The organism is Nitrosomonas marina, from assembly GCF_900111605.1.
In the GTDB taxonomy this organism is placed as follows: domain Bacteria; phylum Pseudomonadota; class Gammaproteobacteria; order Burkholderiales; family Nitrosomonadaceae; genus Nitrosomonas; species Nitrosomonas marina_A.
In genome coordinates, this window is sequence record NZ_FOIA01000021.1 from 13140 (window position 1) to 32716 (window position 19577).

The 19577-nt window shown below is 47.1% G+C and carries 21 protein-coding genes; 7 read left to right on the plus strand and 14 right to left on the minus strand.

What is annotated here, in order from left to right:
* Nucleotides 1–57 precede the first annotated feature (57 nt).
* The gene (locus BMY62_RS10245) at nucleotides 58–387 is read right to left on the minus strand and encodes a DMT family transporter (RefSeq protein WP_090659268.1); all 330 of its coding nucleotides are present in this window, start codon (nucleotides 385–387) and stop codon (nucleotides 58–60) included.
* A 162-nt stretch (nucleotides 388–549) separates the two neighbouring features.
* Complete coding sequence (nadC, locus tag BMY62_RS10250) at nucleotides 550–1407, minus strand: carboxylating nicotinate-nucleotide diphosphorylase (RefSeq protein ID WP_090659270.1); 858 nt, start codon at nucleotides 1405–1407, stop codon at nucleotides 550–552.
* 153 nt (nucleotides 1408–1560) lie between these two features.
* On the opposite strand from nadC, the gene BMY62_RS10255 reads away from it, so the two are divergent.
* Nucleotides 1561–3036, plus strand: a complete 1476-nt coding sequence (locus BMY62_RS10255; RefSeq protein WP_090659272.1) for an FMN-binding glutamate synthase family protein — start codon at nucleotides 1561–1563, stop codon at nucleotides 3034–3036.
* Between the two features lie 75 nt (nucleotides 3037–3111).
* Here the strand turns inward: BMY62_RS10255 and BMY62_RS10260 are convergent, their stop codons facing one another.
* From BMY62_RS10260 to BMY62_RS10295, 8 genes are all read right to left on the minus strand, one after another.
* Complete coding sequence (locus tag BMY62_RS10260) at nucleotides 3112–3867, minus strand: ABC transporter permease (RefSeq protein ID WP_090659274.1); 756 nt, start codon at nucleotides 3865–3867, stop codon at nucleotides 3112–3114.
* Nucleotides 3864–4781: an ABC transporter ATP-binding protein gene (locus BMY62_RS10265; RefSeq protein WP_090659278.1), complete on the minus strand. Its 918-nt coding sequence runs from the start codon at nucleotides 4779–4781 to the stop codon at nucleotides 3864–3866. Before BMY62_RS10265 ends, BMY62_RS10260 begins: the two co-directional genes overlap by 4 nt.
* A 73-nt stretch (nucleotides 4782–4854) precedes the next feature.
* Complete coding sequence (locus BMY62_RS10270) at nucleotides 4855–5157, minus strand: STAS domain-containing protein (protein ID WP_090659281.1); 303 nt, start codon at nucleotides 5155–5157, stop codon at nucleotides 4855–4857.
* A 43-nt stretch (nucleotides 5158–5200) separates the two neighbouring features.
* Nucleotides 5201–5812, minus strand: a complete 612-nt coding sequence (locus tag BMY62_RS10275) for an MlaC/ttg2D family ABC transporter substrate-binding protein (RefSeq protein WP_090659284.1) — start codon at nucleotides 5810–5812, stop codon at nucleotides 5201–5203.
* A gap of 74 nt (nucleotides 5813–5886) precedes the next feature.
* Complete coding sequence (mlaD, locus tag BMY62_RS10280) at nucleotides 5887–6354, minus strand: outer membrane lipid asymmetry maintenance protein MlaD (RefSeq protein WP_090659287.1); 468 nt, start codon at nucleotides 6352–6354, stop codon at nucleotides 5887–5889.
* A 4-nt stretch (nucleotides 6355–6358) separates the two neighbouring features.
* A complete protein-coding gene (gene mlaE / locus BMY62_RS10285) occupies nucleotides 6359–7153 on the minus strand; it encodes a lipid asymmetry maintenance ABC transporter permease subunit MlaE (RefSeq protein WP_090659290.1) in 795 nt (264 codons plus the stop codon).
* A complete protein-coding gene (locus BMY62_RS10290) occupies nucleotides 7146–7958 on the minus strand; it encodes an ABC transporter ATP-binding protein (protein ID WP_090659374.1) in 813 nt (270 codons plus the stop codon). The genes mlaE and BMY62_RS10290 overlap by 8 nt, the downstream gene beginning before the upstream one ends.
* Nucleotides 7959–8068: 110 nt before the next feature.
* Nucleotides 8069–9505, minus strand: coding sequence for an alanine/glycine:cation symporter family protein (locus BMY62_RS10295; protein ID WP_090659292.1), 1437 nt, complete (start codon nucleotides 9503–9505; stop codon nucleotides 8069–8071).
* 427 nt (nucleotides 9506–9932) lie between these two features.
* Here BMY62_RS10295 and BMY62_RS10300 point away from each other — a divergent pair, with 427 nt between their 5' ends.
* A complete protein-coding gene (locus BMY62_RS10300; RefSeq protein WP_256207554.1) occupies nucleotides 9933–10778 on the plus strand; it encodes a thermonuclease family protein in 846 nt (281 codons plus the stop codon).
* Between the two features lie 27 nt (nucleotides 10779–10805).
* Here the strand turns inward: BMY62_RS10300 and BMY62_RS10305 are convergent, their stop codons facing one another.
* From BMY62_RS10305 to sdhC, 4 genes are all read right to left on the minus strand, one after another.
* Nucleotides 10806–11489, minus strand: coding sequence for a TIGR04211 family SH3 domain-containing protein (locus BMY62_RS10305; RefSeq protein ID WP_090659295.1), 684 nt, complete (start codon nucleotides 11487–11489; stop codon nucleotides 10806–10808).
* Between the two features lie 79 nt (nucleotides 11490–11568).
* On the minus strand, nucleotides 11569–13332 hold the full coding sequence (gene sdhA, locus BMY62_RS10310) for a succinate dehydrogenase flavoprotein subunit (RefSeq protein ID WP_090659298.1): 1764 nt from the start codon (nucleotides 13330–13332) through the stop codon (nucleotides 11569–11571).
* A 1-nt stretch (nucleotide 13333) separates the two neighbouring features.
* A complete protein-coding gene (sdhD, locus tag BMY62_RS10315; protein ID WP_090659301.1) occupies nucleotides 13334–13687 on the minus strand; it encodes a succinate dehydrogenase, hydrophobic membrane anchor protein in 354 nt (117 codons plus the stop codon).
* Nucleotides 13681–14073 carry a succinate dehydrogenase, cytochrome b556 subunit gene (sdhC, locus tag BMY62_RS10320; protein WP_090659304.1) on the minus strand — a complete coding sequence of 131 codons (393 nt, stop codon included), beginning with the start codon at nucleotides 14071–14073 and terminating at the stop codon, nucleotides 13681–13683. Before sdhC ends, sdhD begins: the two co-directional genes overlap by 7 nt.
* A gap of 340 nt (nucleotides 14074–14413) precedes the next feature.
* Between sdhC and BMY62_RS10325 the strand changes: the two genes are divergently transcribed.
* From BMY62_RS10325 to BMY62_RS10345, 5 genes are all read left to right on the plus strand, one after another.
* Entirely contained in the window at nucleotides 14414–16399 is a 1986-nt protein-coding gene (locus BMY62_RS10325) for a tyrosine-type recombinase/integrase (protein ID WP_090659307.1), read from the plus strand.
* A 161-nt stretch (nucleotides 16400–16560) separates the two neighbouring features.
* Nucleotides 16561–16764: a sulfur carrier protein ThiS gene (gene thiS / locus BMY62_RS10330; protein WP_090659309.1), complete on the plus strand. Its 204-nt coding sequence runs from the start codon at nucleotides 16561–16563 to the stop codon at nucleotides 16762–16764.
* 137 nt (nucleotides 16765–16901) lie between these two features.
* A complete protein-coding gene (locus BMY62_RS10335; RefSeq protein ID WP_090659312.1) occupies nucleotides 16902–17696 on the plus strand; it encodes a thiazole synthase in 795 nt (264 codons plus the stop codon).
* A gap of 23 nt (nucleotides 17697–17719) precedes the next feature.
* The gene (gene trmB, locus BMY62_RS10340) at nucleotides 17720–18430 is read left to right on the plus strand and encodes a tRNA (guanosine(46)-N7)-methyltransferase TrmB (RefSeq protein ID WP_090659315.1); all 711 of its coding nucleotides are present in this window, start codon (nucleotides 17720–17722) and stop codon (nucleotides 18428–18430) included.
* A 79-nt stretch (nucleotides 18431–18509) separates the two neighbouring features.
* Nucleotides 18510–19538 carry an extracellular solute-binding protein gene (locus BMY62_RS10345; RefSeq protein ID WP_090659378.1) on the plus strand — a complete coding sequence of 343 codons (1029 nt, stop codon included), beginning with the start codon at nucleotides 18510–18512 and terminating at the stop codon, nucleotides 19536–19538.
* Nucleotides 19539–19577 lie beyond the last annotated feature (39 nt).

Below are 19577 nucleotides of genomic sequence, written 5' to 3' on the forward strand. Positions count from 1 at the left end.
ATGTGCATGTAAAGTTTCAAAGAGTCCAATTGCAGCAAAATCAACCGGAATAACCAATCAATGGCCGGCTGTTCTGGAAAAAACATGAATCACCACGACGCCACACACAATTAGAGTCATACCGATAATCGCAGGCATATCGGGTATTTGTTTGAATACTGCTGCAGCAACCAGCGCTACCAGAACAATGCCGACACCCGCCCAGATCGCATACGCAACACCAATGGAAATCGTTCTGAGAGCAAGCGTTAGGCAATAAAAGGCCACGCCATAACCGACGACAACAATCAAGCTCGGCACCAATCGCGTAAACTCAACCGAAGCCTTCAAGGCGTTTGTTGCGATCACTTCGGCGACGATCGCAATTGCAAGATACCAGTAACCCATTTTAGTCCCTGTTAATTTTTTGAGGTTAATATTTGTATTGGCAACACGATACGTTAGATACAGGTCTATTAGAGTATCTGTGAAGTAGCTTCAATACTACTATGTCGTTAAGCTATAACGTCCTGGAACATCAGGCAAACCATTTTTTCAATCTCATTTATATCACACGAAACGCATCGACAAATCCACAGCTTGAATGCTTTTGGTCAGCCCACCAATTGAAATTCTGTCAACACCTGTCTCGGCGATACGCCGAACGTTGTGCAAGCCAACATTGCCGGAAGCTTCCAGCAGCACCGTTTGATCGGAACTTCGGCTGTGATTGCGGCTGACCTCTACAGCTTCTTTCAGTTGAGCAACAGTGAAATTATCCAGCAGAACCATGGTGGCACCGGCGTTCAGTGCGGCTTGCAACTGCCCCAGGGACTCGACTTCAATCTGAACAAATACACCGTCTACAGCAATCGAGCGGGCCTGTTCCAGCGCGTGCGAAATACCGCCTGCAGCGGCAATATGATTCTCCTTGATAAGGATACCGTCATACAGACCGGTACGGTGATTGACGCCACCACCGCAAGTAACGGCATATTTCTGTGCCAGCCGCAAACCGGGCAGCGTCTTGCGCGTATCGACGATGATCGTATTTGTACCGGCAATTGCATCGACGTAACGTCTGGTCTGTGTAGCCACGGCCGACAGCATCTGCAAAAAATTCAGTGCTGTGCGTTCTGCTGACAATAATGCGCGGGAATTGCCGGCAATTTCACATAGTTTCTGCTGTGCTGCTATGGCATCACCGTCCTCTGCAAACCACCGTATACGAACGTCCGATGTCAACCTGTTGAAACAAAGGTCAAACCATTGCGTACCGCACAACACGGCCGGTTCCCTGCTCACTACAACAGCAGCAGACTGCTGGTGTTCGGAAACCAGCTGCGCTGACAAGTCCCCTGCTCCGATATCTTCAGTCAGTGCACGGGTAACATTGTTTGTTACTTCTTCGATCAAATTGTACGGCATTCCTGCGATTTGTTTATACGTTGGTTAAAACCGTAGTATACCGATTTTCATCAGCACGATTGCAAACTCAGCGTTGCCGAACAATATGCATCATCTACATGAAAAACTCTGTTTAAACAGATAAGATATAACCATTGAGTAACAGGAGAATTTATGTCAAACGCGATGGATCTGCTCACTTATATCTTTTCAACGATGTTCGGTCTTGTCGTGATCGGTCTGATCGTATTCTGGTTCATTCAAGACATTACCCAGAAAAAACACTCTATACTGCGCAACTACCCGATTATCGGGCGGTTACGCTTTTTCTTTGAAGAGCAGGGAAAATATTTTCGGCAATATTTTTTTTCCAACGACAGGGAGGAAATGCCCTTTAACCGGGCTACCCGCAACTGGGTATACCGTCATTCCAAAGACAAAGGAGGCCTGATCGGCTTTGGTTCAACCATTGATCTGCGGGACCCGGGAGCGATCATTTTTGTCAATGCCGCTTTCCCGATTCTTGAAGAAAACCAGTTACCAACTCCGCCATTGCTGATCGGTGAAGGATATGCCAAACATCCGTTCGTAGCCAAGTCCATTATCAACATCAGCGGCATGAGTTACGGTGCAATTTCCAAACCTGCTGTACGCGCACTGTCTCTGGGTGCTGTTCAGGCCGGATGCTGGCTTAACACCGGCGAAGGCGGTCTCGCACCATATCACCTTGAAGGTAAATGTGACGTAATCATGCAGATAGGCACCGCCAAATACGGTATTCGCGATGAACACGGTAATTTTTCAGCGCAACGCGCCGAGGAACTGGGTGAACTTGTCAAAGCATTCGAGATCAAGCTTTCTCAAGGCGCAAAACCTGGCAAAGGCGGGTTGCTTCCCGGCGGTAAAATCACGGAAGAAATCTCAATTATAAGAGGTATACCCGCATTCAGGGACTCAATCAGCCCAAACCGGCACAAGGACATTAACAATATTGACGAACTACTCGAAAAAATCAATTATATACGGGAAGTTACAGGTCGTCCCGTCGGCATAAAAACCGCCATTGGGGGCTGGCATTTTATTAATGAACTGTGCGACTGTATTGTCCGCAAAGGCCTGCACTATGCGCCCGACTTTATCACCATCGACGGCGGGGAAGGCGGCAGCGGTGCTGCGCCGCAGACACTCATGGACAGCGTTAGCCTTCCCATTATGGAAGCACTGCCACGCGTCGTCGATTCATTAATCGAATCCCGGCTAAAAGACCGTATACGCGTTGTTGCAGCAGGAAAGCTCGTCACTTCAACTCAAGGTGCCTGGGCGCTGTGCGCTGGTGCAGATTTCGTCAATACCGCACGTGGATTTATGTTCTCACTCGGTTGTATTCAGGCAATGCGCTGTCACAAGAACACCTGCCCGACTGGCGTCACGACGCACAACCCGCGACTGCAAAGCGGTCTGGTCGTTGAAGAAAAATGTGTCCGCGTTGCCAATTACGCCAGAAATTACAATAAAGAAGTCGCTATGATTGCTCACTCTTGCGGTCTGCGACACGCGCGTGAATTCAGACGGGAGCATGTTCGCATCGTGGAAACGGCCGGCAAGAGCATTGCCATGAATATGCTGTACCCCTATCCTGAAATAGAATAAAAATATACGAATATTGAAAATAATATTTCTTTGCTCATTTGCAAAGATGCCGGACATAACATAACCAAATTTCAATTAATGCCGTAATTTATAACCGCTTCTGAGCATTTGTATCGCCAGCAGGGAAATGGCTGCAAAACACGCAATGACGATACAAAGACTTAAATATGGAGAAAAATCCGAAGCGCCAAAAAATCCGTACCGAAACCCATCTATCATATAAAAAAAGGGATTGAGGTGTGACAAGAACTGCCAGACAGGCGGCAGCGAGTGAATTGAATAAAACACCCCGGAAAGAAAAGTCAATGGAATAATGATAAAATTTTGAAAAGCAGCCAACTGGTCGAACTTGTCCGCCCAGATTCCGGCGATAACACCAAGTGCCCCAAGCAATCCACTGCCCAGTATTGCAAAAACCCCTATCCACAGTGGCCAGTACATGGGCGTATTAAAAAACAATGCGGTTACCAGAAACACCCCCGCCCCTACCAATAACCCACGTACAACCGAAGCCAGTATATAAGCAAAGAAAATGTCGCGATAAGTTAATGGCGACAGTAACACAAAAACAATATTGCCGCTGATTTTGGACTGGATCATACTTGACGATGCATTGGCAAACGCATTCTGCATTACTGCCATCATCACCAGGCCCGGTATCAAAAAGACCGTGTATGAAACACCCTGATACACTTCAACATGCGCTTCCAGCACGTGAAGGAAAATCAACAGATACAGCAGCGTCGACACAATGGGTGCCAGTATGGTCTGAAACCCCACCTTCCAGAATCTAAGCAACTCTTTGTATAATAATGTAAAAAATCCTGTCATTGAGTTTGCGTCAATGGATTGTTCATTAAACTGACAAACACGTCTTCCAGATCAGGTTGCAGCAACTGCATTTCCAGTATCTGGATATCAGACAGCCTCAACTGGGCAAGTACCGGTTCAATCTGCGTATAATTATCCAGTTTCAATTCAATGTATCCATTCCGATAACCAGTCTGTATTTCCTGCAGCATCGAAGGCAATGTGTCCGGCAACAGTCTCAAACGCAAGGTATAACCTACAGACATCGTACTGATGAAGTTTTGCATGCTGTTCAAAGCAATGACCTTACCCTGTTTCAACATGGCAATCCGGTTACATAATGCCTCTGCCTCTTCAAGATAATGTGTTGTCAGAACAATGGTATGTCCTGCAACATTAAGCTCACGAATAAAATCCCAGAGTGACTGGCGCAATTCGACATCCACACCAGCAGTCGGCTCGTCCAGAATGATGACCGGCGGTTTGTGCACCAGCGCCTGCGCTACCATGACTCGTCTCTTCATGCCGCCGGAAAGCGCACGCATATTGGTATCCGCTTTATCAGCAAGACCTAGCCGGGCAATAATCTCATCGATCCACGCACCATTATCTGAAATACCATAATAACCCGACTGAATTTTCAGTGTTTCGCGTACGGTAAAAAAAGGATCGAACACAAGCTCCTGCGGTACTATTCCCAATCTCATGCGGGCTTGCCGATATTGCTTGGTCACATGATTACCCATCACATGAATCGAGCCACTATCTGCAACGGACAGTCCGGCTATGGTATGAATCAAAGTAGTTTTACCGGCACCATTGGGCCCAAGTAAAGCAAAAAATTCACCTGCCTGAATTTCCAAATGCACGTGATCAAGCGCACAAAACGCACCAAAATACTTACATACGTTTTGTACGACTATCGCTGCAGTCATTGATTTGATCTTTCGGCTGAATCGTTATGTAAATACTAAATCGAAAATCTGAATCTAGAAGAAATGCCGGTTACTATCTACCGGCGCCCGGTGTAACAATATCGGTCACATCATACAGTTGCACCAGGCTCTCAAGACTTGCTGGCATATGCGTTACTTCGAGTTCGCAGCCTTTGTTATTTGCTGCCCGAAACCACTCAAACAGCATACTGATCGCAGTTGAATCCACTTCAGAAATCTGATGCAAATCAATCTGAAGATGACTCCCGGCATCATTATCTTCAATGTATGCGACACCTTGCCGCATCAATTCAACGACATTGCGAATGGTGACGGCACCTTTGACTACAATTGTATTGCCTTCACGATATACCATTACAAAATGGCTTTCTTCGACTAAATTAATCAGTCATCGGTTATTATTTGCCTTCCAGCGATCGATTCTTGTCGGACAAGGCTTTGATCAGTCCATCAATTCCACCTTTACGAATCTGACTGTTAAACGACCCTCGGTAGTTGGTGACCAAACTGACGCCTGCAACTGTCACATCATAGACTTTCCAGCCGTCTGACCCTTTTTCCATGCTGTAATCGATCGGAACAGGCTGCTTGCCGCCGCCCTGGTGGACGATTGTTCTGACCGTGGCATCGGCCTTATTGCCCAGATCCCTGATAGGATTGACTTTTACCGTTTCGTCGCGATAGGTCGTCAATGCATTGGAATAGGTTCTGACCAGCAACGTTTTGAATTCCTCCACCAACACATTTTTCTGTTCTGGCGCTGCAGATGACCAGTGTTTACCCATCGCCAGGCTTGTCATGCGCATGAAATTAAAATGCGGCAGGATTTTATTTTCAATCAAATCCAGCATTCTCTCCTTGTCTTCACCAATTTTATCGTCTTTACCGATAATATCGAGAACTTCTTGAACGGTCTTATCAACAAGCCGGTCCGGTTCCATCATTGACCACGCTGGGAACACGAACAGATATGAAAGCAAAAATATCATTACGCCAAGCAGTTTTTTCATTGTTCCCTCACAAATTGATTCAATATTCGATTAATCATACAAAACTCATGTAACAAAAATTCTATACTATCTGTTTAAAATGCATCATCTTCAGAAGCCTTATCAAACAAAAAACGTCCGATCATTTCCTCGAGGACCATGGCTGAATTTGTTTTCATGATTGTATCACCTTCCTTGAGCATCGCTTCATCACCACCCGCATCCAGCCCGATATACTGTTCACCCAGCAAACCGGATGTCAGAATACTTGCAAATGTATCCTTGGGAAACTGATAACGCTGCTCGATATTCATTGTTACAATTGCATCGTATGTTTTCGTGCTGAACCGAATATCTGCGACACGCCCAACCACAACACCGGAGCTTTTAACGGGGGCCCTGATCTTCAATCCCCCGATATTTTCAAAATTTCCTTTAATAACGTAAGTGCCCGATCCGTTATAGGTATCCAGATTTCCCACTTTAAGGCTCAAAATCATGAGTGCACCAATTCCGGCCAAAACAAACAGCCCAACCCATAAATCCAGCGTTGCTCGTTGCATTTACTTACAGTCCTCTAAACATGAAAGCTGTCAATATAAAATCAAGCCCCAGTATGGCCAGTGATGAAGTCACAACTGTACGCGTTGTCGCGCCTGAAACACCTTCGGCCGTAGGAGGGGAATCATAACCTTCAAACACCGCAATCGCCGTTACCGCGACGCCAAAAAAACAGCTTTTAATAAATCCATTCAAGATATCGATGCGAAAATCAACGTTACTCTGCATTTGTGACCAGAACGAGCCCGCATCAACGCCGATAAACACAACTGCAACCAGATACCCGCCAAATACACCCATAACCGAAAATATGGCTGCCAGCAGTGGCATGGATATCACACCCGCCCAGAAACGCGGTGCTACAACCCTGGCGACAGGATCGACTGCCATCATGCCCATTGCGGACAGCTGTTCAGTCGCTTTCATCAAGCCGATCTCGGCAGTGATTGCCGAACCGGCTCTACTGGCAAACAGCAATGCAGCCACCACCGGCCCAAGCTCGCGTACCAGTGATAATGCCACCAACGTGCCGACTGCCGATTCCGAACCATACTTCTGTAGCGTCTCATATCCCTGCAGACCAAGTACCATACCCACGAATAGGCCGGAAACAACAATAATGATCAGCGACAGAACACCGACGTAATATAATTCCCGCACTACCAGATTGAAGCGCTGCAAACTGGTACCCGATTTTAACAACACCAGCAGAAAAAAAAGTGTGGCATGTCCGAGTCTGCGGATACCTTCTATGGTACGGTGGCCGATCTTTTGAATGCCAGCAATGATACGTTTAGGCAACAGTTTTCTCCAGTTGCAAATCTTTCAGGTATGTTTGCGCCGGATAGTGAAAAGGCACAGGCCCGTCAGTCTCGCCATGAACGAACTGGTGTACAAAGGGCGCTTTGGAAACTTTCACTTCTTCCGGTGTGCCATGTGCAGCAATCACACCGTCCGCAATAAAGTACACATAATCAACGATACTCAAAGATTCCTGTACATCATGCGTAACAATAACCGACGTCATTTCCAAAGCATCTGTCAAACGACGAATCAGACTTCCGATCACGCTCAATGAAATCGGGTCCAGACCGGTAAAAGGCTCGTCAAACATCATCAGCATAGGATCAAGTGCAATCGACCGTGCCAAAGCAACACGTCGTGACATACCACCCGATAATTGAGCCGGCATTAGACGATGCGCCCCACGCAAACCGACTGCATGCAGTTTCATCAGGACCAGATCACGTATCATGGATTCTGGCAAGTCACTATGCTCGCGCATTTGAAATGCCACATTGTCAAATACGGATAAATCGGTAAACAACGCGCCAAACTGAAACAGCATACCCATTTTACGACGCATGGCAAACAGGGCATCCCGATTGAGCTCATGTATGATCTGCCCCGAAACCTTAACGTAACCGGATGATGGGGTCACCTCTCCACCGATTAATTTCAGCAGCGTTGTTTTTCCTGACCCACTACCACCCATAATAGCAATCACCTGACCGCGTTTCATAGTCATGTTAACACCATTCAAAATGGCGCGCGTATCGTATGAAAAGTTCAAATCGCTGATTTCTACGAGTGTTTCGGCTGTCATCATTAAAGTGGCTAAGATACGTATTGAGATGATTATTGTATCGGCGTGATTTTAGCAGGCGATGGGAGCTGTTGCACCAGGATCATTCGCTGCAGATTTCATCAACCTGTCTACTGCATTCGTACATTTTTCAGATATGTCTGCAGGTCTTTCTTGATCTCTGGCGCCAACAGGTACAAACCGATAATGTTCGGTACCGCCATAGCAAAAACCATGGAATCGGTAAATAAAATGATGTTTGACAACTGTGTTGCTGATCCAATCACGATGAACACGCAATATAAAACCTTATAAATATTTTCGACAATGTCATATTCACCGAACAGATAGGTCGTACACTTCAAGCCATAATAAGACCATGAGATCATTGTAGAGTAAGCAAACAGGAAAACCGTCACCGACAACACGTAGGGAAACCACGAAATCCCTGCTGCAAAAGCGCGGGATGTCAGCTCTACGCCTTCGATGCCGCTGCCTTCGATATAAGCCCCAGAAATTACGATAACAAGCGCCGTGATCATACAGATAACCACTGTATCTATAAAGGGCCCCAGCATACCCACCATACCCTGACTGACTGGCACATCCGTCTTCACAGCACTGTGCGCAATTGCGGACGACCCCAGGCCTGCCTCATTAGAAAAAGTGGCGCGTTGCACGCCCATCAGCAAGGCACCCATCAATGCTCCAATCCCTGCCTCAGGATATAATGCCATTTCTACGATAGTCTGCAACGCATCCGGTATCGCTTCATAATGCACTCCAATCACCACCAGACCCGCTACAATGTAGATCATCGCCATTACCGGCACGACATTGCTTGCCACCGCCGCAATCCATTTAATACCGCCCAGAATCACCAGGCCGACCAGTAACGCCATAAAAATTCCAAACAACCAGCCGCGTTCGGCCAGAAAACCGGATTCACCGCCGCTGACAACCAAGGCCTGCTGGTATGCCTGATTTGCCTGAAACAACCCACCGGCTCCAATCGTGCCGCCAACACAACACAGCGCAAAAAAACCAGCCATAAATCTGCCCAATCTGGGTTTGTGAAACTGATCAAAGGCTGCTCTGAGGTAATACATGGGACCGCCCGAGATCGCCTCCGGATGTCGCTTAGACCCGTGCTGCCGGTATTTGACACCCAGTGTGACTTCTATGAACTTGGTAGACATAGCGAATATGCCCATGATCGCCATCCATAATGCCGCACCTGGGCCACCCACAGAAATAGCTACGGCCACACCGGCAATATTGCCCAAACCAACCGTTCCTGAAAGCGAAGTCATCAAGGCCTGGAATCGATTGATTTGACCATCCACATCGTCCCGATCGTATTTGCCACGCAGCACATCGATACCGTGACGAAAACAGCGAATATTAATAAAACCAAAATACACTGTAAAAAAAAGTGCTGCTGCGACCAGCCACACCAGAACCAGTTTGATTTCAGAATCAAGAAAAGGAATGCTATAGAAAATAACCGCAGCAACGGAATTTGAAATCGGTTCAACAGCCGTATCGATGATTTTATCGATTTCCATGTAGATTTTACTCCTGTGGCCTGGCGCCGATCACGCTGCCCTGTGTGCTGCTGATAGAGATATATTGCCGAGCGACCCACGGTGGCTGCAGTGCATCAATCGATTCGCATTCTCAAACATTATTATTTTTGTGATCATTAAAAAGTAAAACAGAAAACCGTTTATAACACTTACCGGGTAATTGTTGTTTAGATCCAGCAGCTAAAATGCTTCATACTGGTAACGGCCCGGACTCGATGAAATCAATTGCTATAGTAGCCACCAGGCATACCAAAACGCATGCATTCAGTCGATATAAAATTTTGCTATTGTGCCATATTTTTAAGTTTAAGCATATTTGCTGCCAACAGTTACACATAAATCTTTGACACTGTAATTATCAGTTGGCAATCAACTACAATAAACTACAAAAGAATGATTCAAGCTTATGATGAACTTTAAACGCGCTCTGCTTTTTTCATGCGCACTGCTGGTCATACTCTGCCTGAAAATCCCGACTGCCCTTGGCGCGGAAATCTTTCGCAGTGAAGATGCCTCCGGGAAAGTCACCTATTCTGACAAAGCAACGGATGGCGCAAGGCCAGTTCAGCTGCCAGACCGTACTTACCGCCACCTTCACCAGGTAAAAAAAGTCTATGACGGCGACACTATCATTCTTGAGAACGGTAAACGTGTCAGGTTATTAGGCATCAATACGCCCGAAATTGAAAGTCGTTATCGCGCAGGCGAGCCTGGTGGAAAAATGGCCAAAGTATGGCTGCAGGAACGTCTACAGGGACGGAAAGTATATTTGGAATACGACCTGGAGAAACAGGACAAATACAAACGGCTGCTTGCCCATTTGTTTATGTCCGACGGTACGCATATCAACCTTGAATTGATCAAAAATGGCCTAGCTTTTGTGAATATTATACCCCCGAATTTAAGGCATGCCGCGCAATTTGAGCGCGCCCAGAATCTCGCAGAACAACATAATCTGGGAATTTGGGGTATGGCGCGGTATCGCGCCCGGGCACTGTCAACAATTGCAACTGACAACCGCGGCTGGCGGCGCTACACTGGAGTACCTCGAACCATTCAACAGAAAAAAAAATTTACTTATCTGGTTTTTACCGACGAGTTCAGTATTCGTATAGACAATAATCATATTGATCATTTTCATGATTTAACAGATTATCTGGGAAAAACGGTGGAGGTCCGCGGCTGGGTTTCCAGGAGAAGTAAAAAATATTCAATACAAATTCGCCACCCGAGTGCACTGATACGACTTTAAAATCCTGCTGCATCTGTTAGCTGGCAGTCAGAAACTGCCGTAACGTGAGCGTCTGCCCCAACTGATTTTGGGAATAATCATCCCCAGTAGCAAACCGCCCAGCATCACCAGCGCTCCGGTGATAAACCAGTCTTTATCGTTATTACTGCTAAGCGCACTGTATTCCGCCTGCAGTGTTTCCAGCCGTGATTTCGTTTCAACAAATTTCTGATGCAGTTGCTTGTTCTCCGCGTCAATCGCCAACACATTTGCCGCAGTATTTTTGATATCGTGCAACTGCTCTTCCAGCTGCTGTTTTTCTTCTTCCAGATGAGTAACCCGCTTATTAATCTTCTCATACTCAGTTTTAATCAGATTCGCCTGGCTACGAATACTGCCGTTTTGAGATTCCGTATTGGATATGTACTTGACCAGTTTCTCCAGTTGTATCCTGGCTGCCGGTTCGCGCATGAGATAGCGGCTCAACACCCAGCCTTCTGCACCGCCATGCGTCCTGACTTTTGAGTATCCGTTTTCCATGTCCTGTTCCAGCAGTTCAAGTGATGTGCCACTTTTCACCATGCGTTGAATAGCGTGTTTGCCGCTCGGGCCACTACGCAGCGTAATTTCAAAACGATCAGTAACATAACGCTGCTCGGCTGCAACCGGCACAGAAAAAATTACGCTACCAGTAAAAAAAACAAACAGTATGGCGAGATAACTTATTTTCATCGTTGATTGATATAAAGCATTGAAGAGTTGATTTTCAGACCCGAAGAGTCAGGGGATGGATATCAGCGATTATACAGCGCTAGTAAGTTCTTTTTTTGGGAGGAAACGAATCCACTGTCAGCGGCTTGAGACGAACAGGTTTGTAATCTAGGCGACTACCTTCACTAAAGAACAGCGAGTGTTTCAGCCAGTTGTCATCATCACGATCCGGATAATCGTTGCGTGCATGCGCACCTCGGCTTTCACACCGCGCTTCGGCGGATACCATTGTCGCCATTGCAACCTCTTTCATATTATCGAGTTCCAATGCCTCGATACGGGCTGTATTGAATATTTTGCTCTTATCTTTGATCTCTGTACAATTCACACGGTCCGCCACTTCCCTGATTTTTTGTACGCCCTGTTTCAATGTATCCTCAAAACGAAATACGCCACAATAAGTTTGCATTGTCTTGCATAATGCATCAGTTACCTGCGCAACATTTTCACCATCCGTTTGGGTTTCCAGGCGTTCAAGTCTGGCCATCGTCATTTCGGCAGCATCGGCAGGCAGAGGCTTGTGGTGCGTATTTCTTTTCAGGTCCTCAATAATCTGATTGGCTGCTGCGCGCCCAAAAACGATAATATCCAGCAGGGAATTCGTGCCGAGTCGATTGGCCCCGTGGACCGAGACACAAGCACACTCACCTACTGCATAGAAACCTGTCACGATTTCTTCCGGTCCTGTTTTGTAAGGGGCAACTACCTGCCCAAAAAAATTTGTCGGAATGCCACCCATCATATAATGTGCTGTCGGCACCACGGGGATGGGATCATGAATCGGGTCGGCGTGTGCGAATTTCATTGCGAGTTCTCGAATTCCAGGCAATCGAGTCTTGATGATATCTGCACCCAAATGATCAAGCTTCAGCAGCAAATGATCGTTTTCGTCGCCGCAGCCGTGTCCTTCCTTGATCTCAATCGTCATTGCCCGTGCAACTACATCACGACTGGCAAGATCCTTGGCATTGGGAGCGTAACGTTCCATAAAACGCTCACCATTCCGGTTGATCAGGTAACCGCCTTCCCCTCTTACCGCTTCGCTGATCAATACTCCAACACCATGAATACCGGTTGGATGAAACTGCCAGAATTCCATATCTTCGAGCGGAATGCCTGCACGAGCCGCGATACCCAACCCGTCACCGGTATTCGTCAGCGCATTGGTATTGGCCTGAAAAATGCGCCCGCCACCACCGGTGGCGAATAAAGTGGCTTTTGCCTGCAAAACCATGACCTCGCCGGTTTCCATTTCCATCGCCACAACGCCCAGCACATCTCCAATAAGGTCACGAACCAGATCAAGACACATCCATTCGACAAAAAACTGGGTATTGGCACTGACATTGCGCTGATAAAGTGTATGGAGAAGCGCATGACCGGTACGATCCGCAGCTGCGCAGGAGCGCGTGGCCTGCGCACCACCAAAATGCTGGGATTGACCTCCAAATGGGCGTTGGTAAATTTTTCCGTTCTCCAGGCGATCAAACGGCATGCCAAAATGCTCCAGCTCGTACACTACTTCACTGGCCTGACGACACATGAATTCAATCGCATCCTGATCTCCGAGATAATCAGAGCCCTTAACGGTATCATACATATGCCAATGCCAGTGATCGTCTGTCACATTACCCAGTGAAGCCGCTATACCACCCTGCGCTGATACGGTATGCGACCGGGTTGGGAAAACCTTGGATAACACGGCAACCTTAAGTCCGGCCTCGGATAATTGCAATGCTGCACGCATACCCGCTCCGCCTGCGCCAACAATTACAACATCGAATTTTCTTGTTACAACCGCCACATCAGCTCCATAAAATTTCAACAGCCCACACTAGGTATACCAGCAGGGAGACAATTACCAGAATCTGCAGTGTCAGACGGACTGACACTGGCTTGATATAATCCATCAGCACATTGCGAACACCCACCCAGGCATGCCACATTAACGAGACCAGAAAGAGAAAAGAAGCGATACGCATCCATTGATGACCGAAAATAGCCACCCACTTTGCCTGATCCAGCGGTGATGAAATCCAGACAACCACAGCAAACAAAATTATATAGGCTGTCATCAGTACGGCTGTCACACGCTGCACCAGCCAATCTTTTATGCCGTAGTGCGCACCCGTAACAATACGGTCATTCCGTTTTACCATAAGGAAATTCCTACAGCCAGCGTCAGCGTAACACTTACAGCCAGCACCCATTTGCTGCTTGCTCGCGCATGGGTAAGTGCGATGCCATAATGCAAATCCAACGCAAGATAGCGTATACCCGCACACAGATGATGCAAGCCAAACCAGACAAACATAAGAATCAGGCCTTTTACAAGCGGGTTCTGTATAAACGCGTGTAATGCCTCAAAACTATCTGTTGACTCAAGCAACATCTGCAGACCATAGAGCAACAGCGGTATACCCGGAAAAAAAAGCAATACACCACTGATACGATGCATGATCGAAACGATGGCCGGTAATGGTTGACTGATTTTGAACAGATTGAGATGCTTGGGGCGTTGTTTTTTTAAAAGTTTCGCTTCCATGCATGAAACCCTATTGTGATTGGTGCAAAGCAATCCAGATGCGCTTCACTGCTAACAAGTTTAGTCTGTTATACTTCATGATACAAGTCATAATATTTACACTGTGAAGGCTGACTGGATTAAATATGCACGTGCGAAAAAGCCGAATTTCGTTGATTTTGATTTACCGGAGTGAATGATCAACCCTTTGACTTTTGGTCGGAACAAACAGCGAGCGGTGTTCGTTTTACTATTTTGTTCCAGTAAACAATGAAAAGCTTTCGCTTACCAAGCAAACGTGAAACTGTTAAACCCTGTTAGAATATAAATAATCCAGAAAAAGCGTATTGCCTTGCAGAACATGTCTAACCGCTTACCTCAGGAAACAGTATTTTCCGCCAATGAAGCCAGCGAATACTGGCAATCACCCCGGCATGACACAAAACCGTGGCATAAATCCCGTCGATTTATTATTTTTACCATTGCCTTTTTGATCAGTATCGGTTTATCGCTAGGTTATGTATTTTTACGCTCACCTGTTTATCAAAGTTATGCGACACTCTTGACGGTTGCCAAAACTGCAATAGATTCACCAAGCAGCGATGCCGATATTCAACATGTTGCCATCCAAAAACAGATACTGCTGGGCTCCGAATTGCTGGCTGAAACGTCAAGACGTTTGAAGACTGTCAATAATACTGGCAATCAGATCAATCTAAATACAGGTGATATTCGGCAGATGCTTGATGTCAGGCCAGTCGCCGAAACCAATCTGATAGAAATGGTGGCCGAGGGTGCCGACGCGAAGACATTACCCCTACTGATTAACACATGGATAGACGTATATCTGGATGCCAGAGCAGCAGAGGTCTCCCGTTTGTTGGGTGACACCACTCAAATTATTCAGGACGAGCTTGACGGGTTGGCCAAAAAAATCCAGGTAAAACGCGTCGAACTTGACCAATTCAGACATGAGCATGATATTGCTTCCATTGAGCGTGAAGAAAACGAAGCACTGGCACGATTGAAAGGACTGAACGAGGCGTTAAACGATGCCAGCGAAGATGAAGTCAAGGCCAAAGCAAAGCTGGATGCAATCAATAAAGCGATTGAACGCGGACAAGCCGTGGTACCGCAGGAAGACACGCGCACTCTGAGCCTGCTTGAAGACCGGGCACAGGAATTGCGGCAGCAACTGGCAGAGTTGAATCTCCGCTACACACAGGAATATCTAAACTTATCGCCTGCGCTCAAAGTCATTCCCGAGCAACTCGGTGCGCTTGAAGCAGAAATCAAGCGCATGCGTCAGCACGGCCAGACGGTCGTTCAATCCGACGCGCAGCAGGAATATACAGCGGCCAAGCAGACTGCCGATGAAATACGTCAGCAACTCAATGTACATAAAAAAAAGGCGACCGTTTTTTCGACCCGTTTCACAGAACATGAAGCGTTAAAAGGAGATCTTGAAGCGCTGGAAGCACTTTATCGTGAAACGCAGGAACGACTGGTTCAGATTGAAACCAAATACGCAGGCAAATATCCCCAGGTCGATGTCATCGAACGCGCTTTTTTACCCGGTACACCCATACGTCCTGATTATTTGCGCGATACGGGAATCGCCGTAATCGCGTCGATTATTTTTGGTCTGTTTTGCGTCTGGATTGCCGAATTTCTTACTCGGAAAACCGAGCCGAAACCGATCGTCAATCTGTCAGGCGTACATTTGTACGACCGTCGTATCAATCCGGATTCCCTGGAAATGCAGCGACAACCTTTTGATGCCCTACCGCAGCAGAACCCTGCCCTGAACAGACCGCTGCCACAGGAAATTTCCACGCAGCAAATCAGCATGTTACTTCACAGTGCCGGTCACAGGGAAAAACTGTTGATTGCACTGCTGCTCAGCGGCGCAACTTTGGAGGAAATTGCAGCAATTAAACAGGAGGATATCGATTTTGACAAGAAAAGACTGACAATCCGCGGCATAACGCCCAGAACGCTACCATTGAGCCCTGCCTTAAAATCGCTTTTTGAAAACACCGCCTGTAAATTGACTCACTCATCCGGAGATCCGTTGTCTGTAGAAGACCTGACTGCTTTGCTTACTTGTGCGATTGCTGATGCAGATTTGTCTGAAAACGGCGAAATCAGCGCCGGTGCATTGCGGCATACTTACCTGGTTTATCTGGCCAGACAGGGCATCCGTCTTGCAGAACTTGAAACGGTTGCGGGTTACATTCCTCCGAAAGAACTGTCCGGCTACAGTAGCTTTCAGCCTGCCGGTCCCAGACGGTCCAGCCAGGAAATTGACTGGATTTATCCGCAATTACAACAAATCATGACATAATCATTGTTTATTTCCACAGATTTTAAGACTGGCGCCCGTCCCAGCAGCAACATAAACGACAAACCATGCACTGAACTTTCACCACTTTTATCCCTCATGATAAAATACATCGCGTTACGTGAATTCTACATTCAGTCGATTGATTCTGAAATTTTTTCGAAATGATACATATCACAATCAATGGCGAAACCCGCCAGTTCAACCAGCCGATAAATATTGAGCAGTTTGTTGACGAAAACAACTTAAAAGGCAAGCGCATCGCCATTGAGCGAAACGGCGAAATCGTGCCACGCAGCCAGTTTGCCGAACAGTTTCTGACTGACGGTGACCGTCTTGAAGTTGTCGTTGCTGTCGGTGGCGGCTAACACTGTATAACTCACCGTGTTACCTGTCTGTATGTACCTTTTCCCGTACCGGGTGACCATTCAAAACCTGAAAGTTTTCGTATCGCGCGAATAACTGTTAGTCCACTCAATTATGATTCAGCTCAATACAGTATTTCATGGATAACCTAATCATTGCCGGAAAAACCTATTCTTCAAGACTCCTGGTCGGCACAGGCAAATATAAAGATTTTTCAGAAACACGTGCCGCCATTGAAGCCAGCGGCGCGGAAATCATCACCGTTGCGATCCGCCGCACCAATATCGGCCAACATGCCGACGAACCCAACCTGCTGGACAGCGTCCCCCCGTCTAAATATACACTGCTGCCCAACACGGCAGGTTGCTACACGGTCGATGACGCAGTCCGCACATTACGTCTGGCCAGAGAATTGCTCGACGGCCACGCACTGGTCAAACTGGAAGTGCTAGGAGACCCTAGGACGCTATATCCAAATATCGTGGAGACGATCAAAGCAGCGGAAATACTGGTCAAGGAAGGCTTTGATGTAATGGTTTATACATCCGACGACCCGATTGCAGCCAGACAGCTGGAAGAAATCGGCTGCGTTGCCATTATGCCACTGGCTTCATTAATCGGATCCGGTATGGGAATACTGAATCCGTGGAATCTGCAAATCATAATCGATAACGCCAGAGTCCCGGTGCTCGTAGATGCTGGTGTCGGCACAGCATCCGATGCAGCCATAGCGCTGGAACTTGGTTGCGACGGCGTGCTGATGAATACAGCCATTGCCGCTGCACATAATCCGGTATTGATGGCGTCAGCAATGCGCAAAGCCGTCGAAGCCGGTCGCGAGGCCTATCTTGCCGGTCGCATGGCAAAAAAAATGTATACCGCCAGCCCGAGTTCACCGGTTGAAGGCGTGATTGCCAGCGCACCATCACAGTAGCCTCAGAACAATCGCATCTGATTATGATTCACACCATTCGCAGTTTTGTTCTGCGCCAGGGTAGAATTTCTAACGCACAGCGCCGCGCCTGTGAAACACTGCTGCCCAAGTACGGCATTCCTTTCAAACGTGAACAAATCAAACTGGAAAGTGTGTTCGGCAGACAAGCACCCAAAATACTCGAAATCGGCTTCGGTATGGGTGAAACAACGGCTGACATTGCCTATACCCACCCCGACCGGGATTATCTGGCGGTTGAGGTACATACACCCGGCGTTGGCAGCCTGCTAAACCAGATCGAAACACGCGGACTTACCAATCTGCGCATTATTCAACACGATGCCGTAGAAGTCATGCAACATATGCTGTCACCCATGTCTCTTGACGGCGTGCATATTTTTTTCCCCGATCCATGGCCCAAGGCAAAACATCACAAACGTCGATTAATTCAACCGTCATTTGTCAACCATCTTTGCAAACTTCTTAAGCAAGGGGCGTACGTGCATCTGGCAACTGACTGGGAAGAATACGCCCAGCATATGATCGCAGTACTGAATAACGAACGTCTGCTGTATAATACTGCCAGCCAATATGCAAACCGGCCGGCGTACAGGCCTGTAACCAAATTCGAGAAACGTGGTATTAAACTGGGACACGCGGTCTGGGACGTTATCTTTCGGCGAAATTCAAACCCCTCTTCACTCCCAGAGACAGCTTTAAACAAGGCTGATTGATAATTGCTCCTATCCGTAATATAGTTACACCCATTGATAACAAGCTATGCAACTTCATTTTGTTCATTTTGGAAACCTTATGCAAATTCCAAATCTTAAATTTCAATATATTTTACTGACTGTATTCGCCGCGCTCTCTTTGTTTATAACCAACCCGGTCCACGCCGAGCAAGTCGTCGTTTACTCGGCCAGAATAGAGCAACTTATCAAACCCATGTTTGACGTGTTTACCGAAAAAACCGGGATCAAGGTCAAATTTACCACAGACAAAGAAGGCGCCTTACTCGCCCGTCTTCAAGCGGAAGGCAAGAATACACCCGCTGACATGTTGATCACGGCAGATGCCGGAAACTTGTGGGCTGCGGCACAGGCTGGTGTCCTCAGGCCGTTTGATTCGCAAATACTCAAATCCAACATACCTCTGCATTTGCGCGATCCAGATAACGAGTGGTTCGGGTTATCCATACGAGCACGTACGATTGTTTACAATACCGATAAAGTCGATCCCGACGAATTGTCCACTTATGAGAACCTTGCCGATCCCAAATGGAAAAACCGCCTTTGCCTGCGCACATCCAAAAAAGTCTATAATCAATCCCTGGTTGCGATGATGATCGCCGAACATGGTGAAGCTGAAGCCGAGAAAATTGTGAAAGGCTGGGTATCCAATCTGGCAACAGACCCGCTATCCGACGATACGCGCGCCATGGAATTTGTCGCGGGAGGCCGGTGCGACTTGACGATTGTCAATTCGTATTACCTCGGACGCCTGCTTCAAAAAAATCCGGATTTGCCACTGGCTATTTTCTGGCCCAACCAGAAGAGTGAACATAGTGGCGGTGTTCACGTAAATATTTCAGGTGCAGGTCTGACGCGTTACGGTAAAAATCCGCAAGCAGCGGAACAGTTGCTTGAGTTTTTATCGTCCATTCAAGCACAAAAACTGTTTGCCGAAGTTAACATGGAATATCCGGTCAACCCAAATATTGCACCCGACCCCATTGTCGCATCCTGGGGACGCTTTGTACAAAGCAGCATTAATCTGGTCAAGGCCGGTGAACTGCAAGCCGCGGCAGTCAAACTGATGGATCGTGCAGGTTACCGATAAGCGTAGCCTATCATTTTAAAATGTTTAATCTGATGAACA

Excerpts from the sequence above, each read along its gene's own strand:
- BMY62_RS10245 (WP_090659268.1), bottom strand. The coding sequence starts at position 387 with ATGGGTTACTGGTATCTTGCAATTGCGATCGTCGCCGAAGTGATCGCA.
- nadC (WP_090659270.1), bottom strand. The coding sequence starts at position 1,407 with ATGCCGTACAATTTGATCGAAGAAGTAACAAACAATGTTACCCGTGCA.
- BMY62_RS10255 (WP_090659272.1), top strand. The coding sequence starts at position 1,561 with ATGTCAAACGCGATGGATCTGCTCACTTATATCTTTTCAACGATGTTC.
- BMY62_RS10260 (WP_090659274.1), bottom strand. The coding sequence starts at position 3,867 with ATGACAGGATTTTTTACATTATTATACAAAGAGTTGCTTAGATTCTGG.
- BMY62_RS10265 (WP_090659278.1), bottom strand. The coding sequence starts at position 4,781 with ATGACTGCAGCGATAGTCGTACAAAACGTATGTAAGTATTTTGGTGCG.
- BMY62_RS10270 (WP_090659281.1), bottom strand. The coding sequence starts at position 5,157 with ATGGTATATCGTGAAGGCAATACAATTGTAGTCAAAGGTGCCGTCACC.
- BMY62_RS10275 (WP_090659284.1), bottom strand. The coding sequence starts at position 5,812 with ATGAAAAAACTGCTTGGCGTAATGATATTTTTGCTTTCATATCTGTTC.
- mlaD (WP_090659287.1), bottom strand. The coding sequence starts at position 6,354 with ATGCAACGAGCAACGCTGGATTTATGGGTTGGGCTGTTTGTTTTGGCC.
- BMY62_RS10290 (WP_090659374.1), bottom strand. The coding sequence starts at position 7,958 with ATGACAGCCGAAACACTCGTAGAAATCAGCGATTTGAACTTTTCATAC.
- BMY62_RS10295 (WP_090659292.1), bottom strand. The coding sequence starts at position 9,505 with ATGGAAATCGATAAAATCATCGATACGGCTGTTGAACCGATTTCAAAT.
- BMY62_RS10300 (WP_256207554.1), top strand. The coding sequence starts at position 9,933 with ATGATGAACTTTAAACGCGCTCTGCTTTTTTCATGCGCACTGCTGGTC.
- BMY62_RS10305 (WP_090659295.1), bottom strand. The coding sequence starts at position 11,489 with ATGAAAATAAGTTATCTCGCCATACTGTTTGTTTTTTTTACTGGTAGC.
- sdhD (WP_090659301.1), bottom strand. The coding sequence starts at position 13,687 with ATGGTAAAACGGAATGACCGTATTGTTACGGGTGCGCACTACGGCATA.
- sdhC (WP_090659304.1), bottom strand. The coding sequence starts at position 14,073 with ATGGAAGCGAAACTTTTAAAAAAACAACGCCCCAAGCATCTCAATCTG.
- BMY62_RS10325 (WP_090659307.1), top strand. The coding sequence starts at position 14,414 with ATGTCTAACCGCTTACCTCAGGAAACAGTATTTTCCGCCAATGAAGCC.
- thiS (WP_090659309.1), top strand. The coding sequence starts at position 16,561 with ATGATACATATCACAATCAATGGCGAAACCCGCCAGTTCAACCAGCCG.
- BMY62_RS10335 (WP_090659312.1), top strand. The coding sequence starts at position 16,902 with ATGGATAACCTAATCATTGCCGGAAAAACCTATTCTTCAAGACTCCTG.
- trmB (WP_090659315.1), top strand. The coding sequence starts at position 17,720 with ATGATTCACACCATTCGCAGTTTTGTTCTGCGCCAGGGTAGAATTTCT.
- BMY62_RS10345 (WP_090659378.1), top strand. The coding sequence starts at position 18,510 with ATGCAAATTCCAAATCTTAAATTTCAATATATTTTACTGACTGTATTC.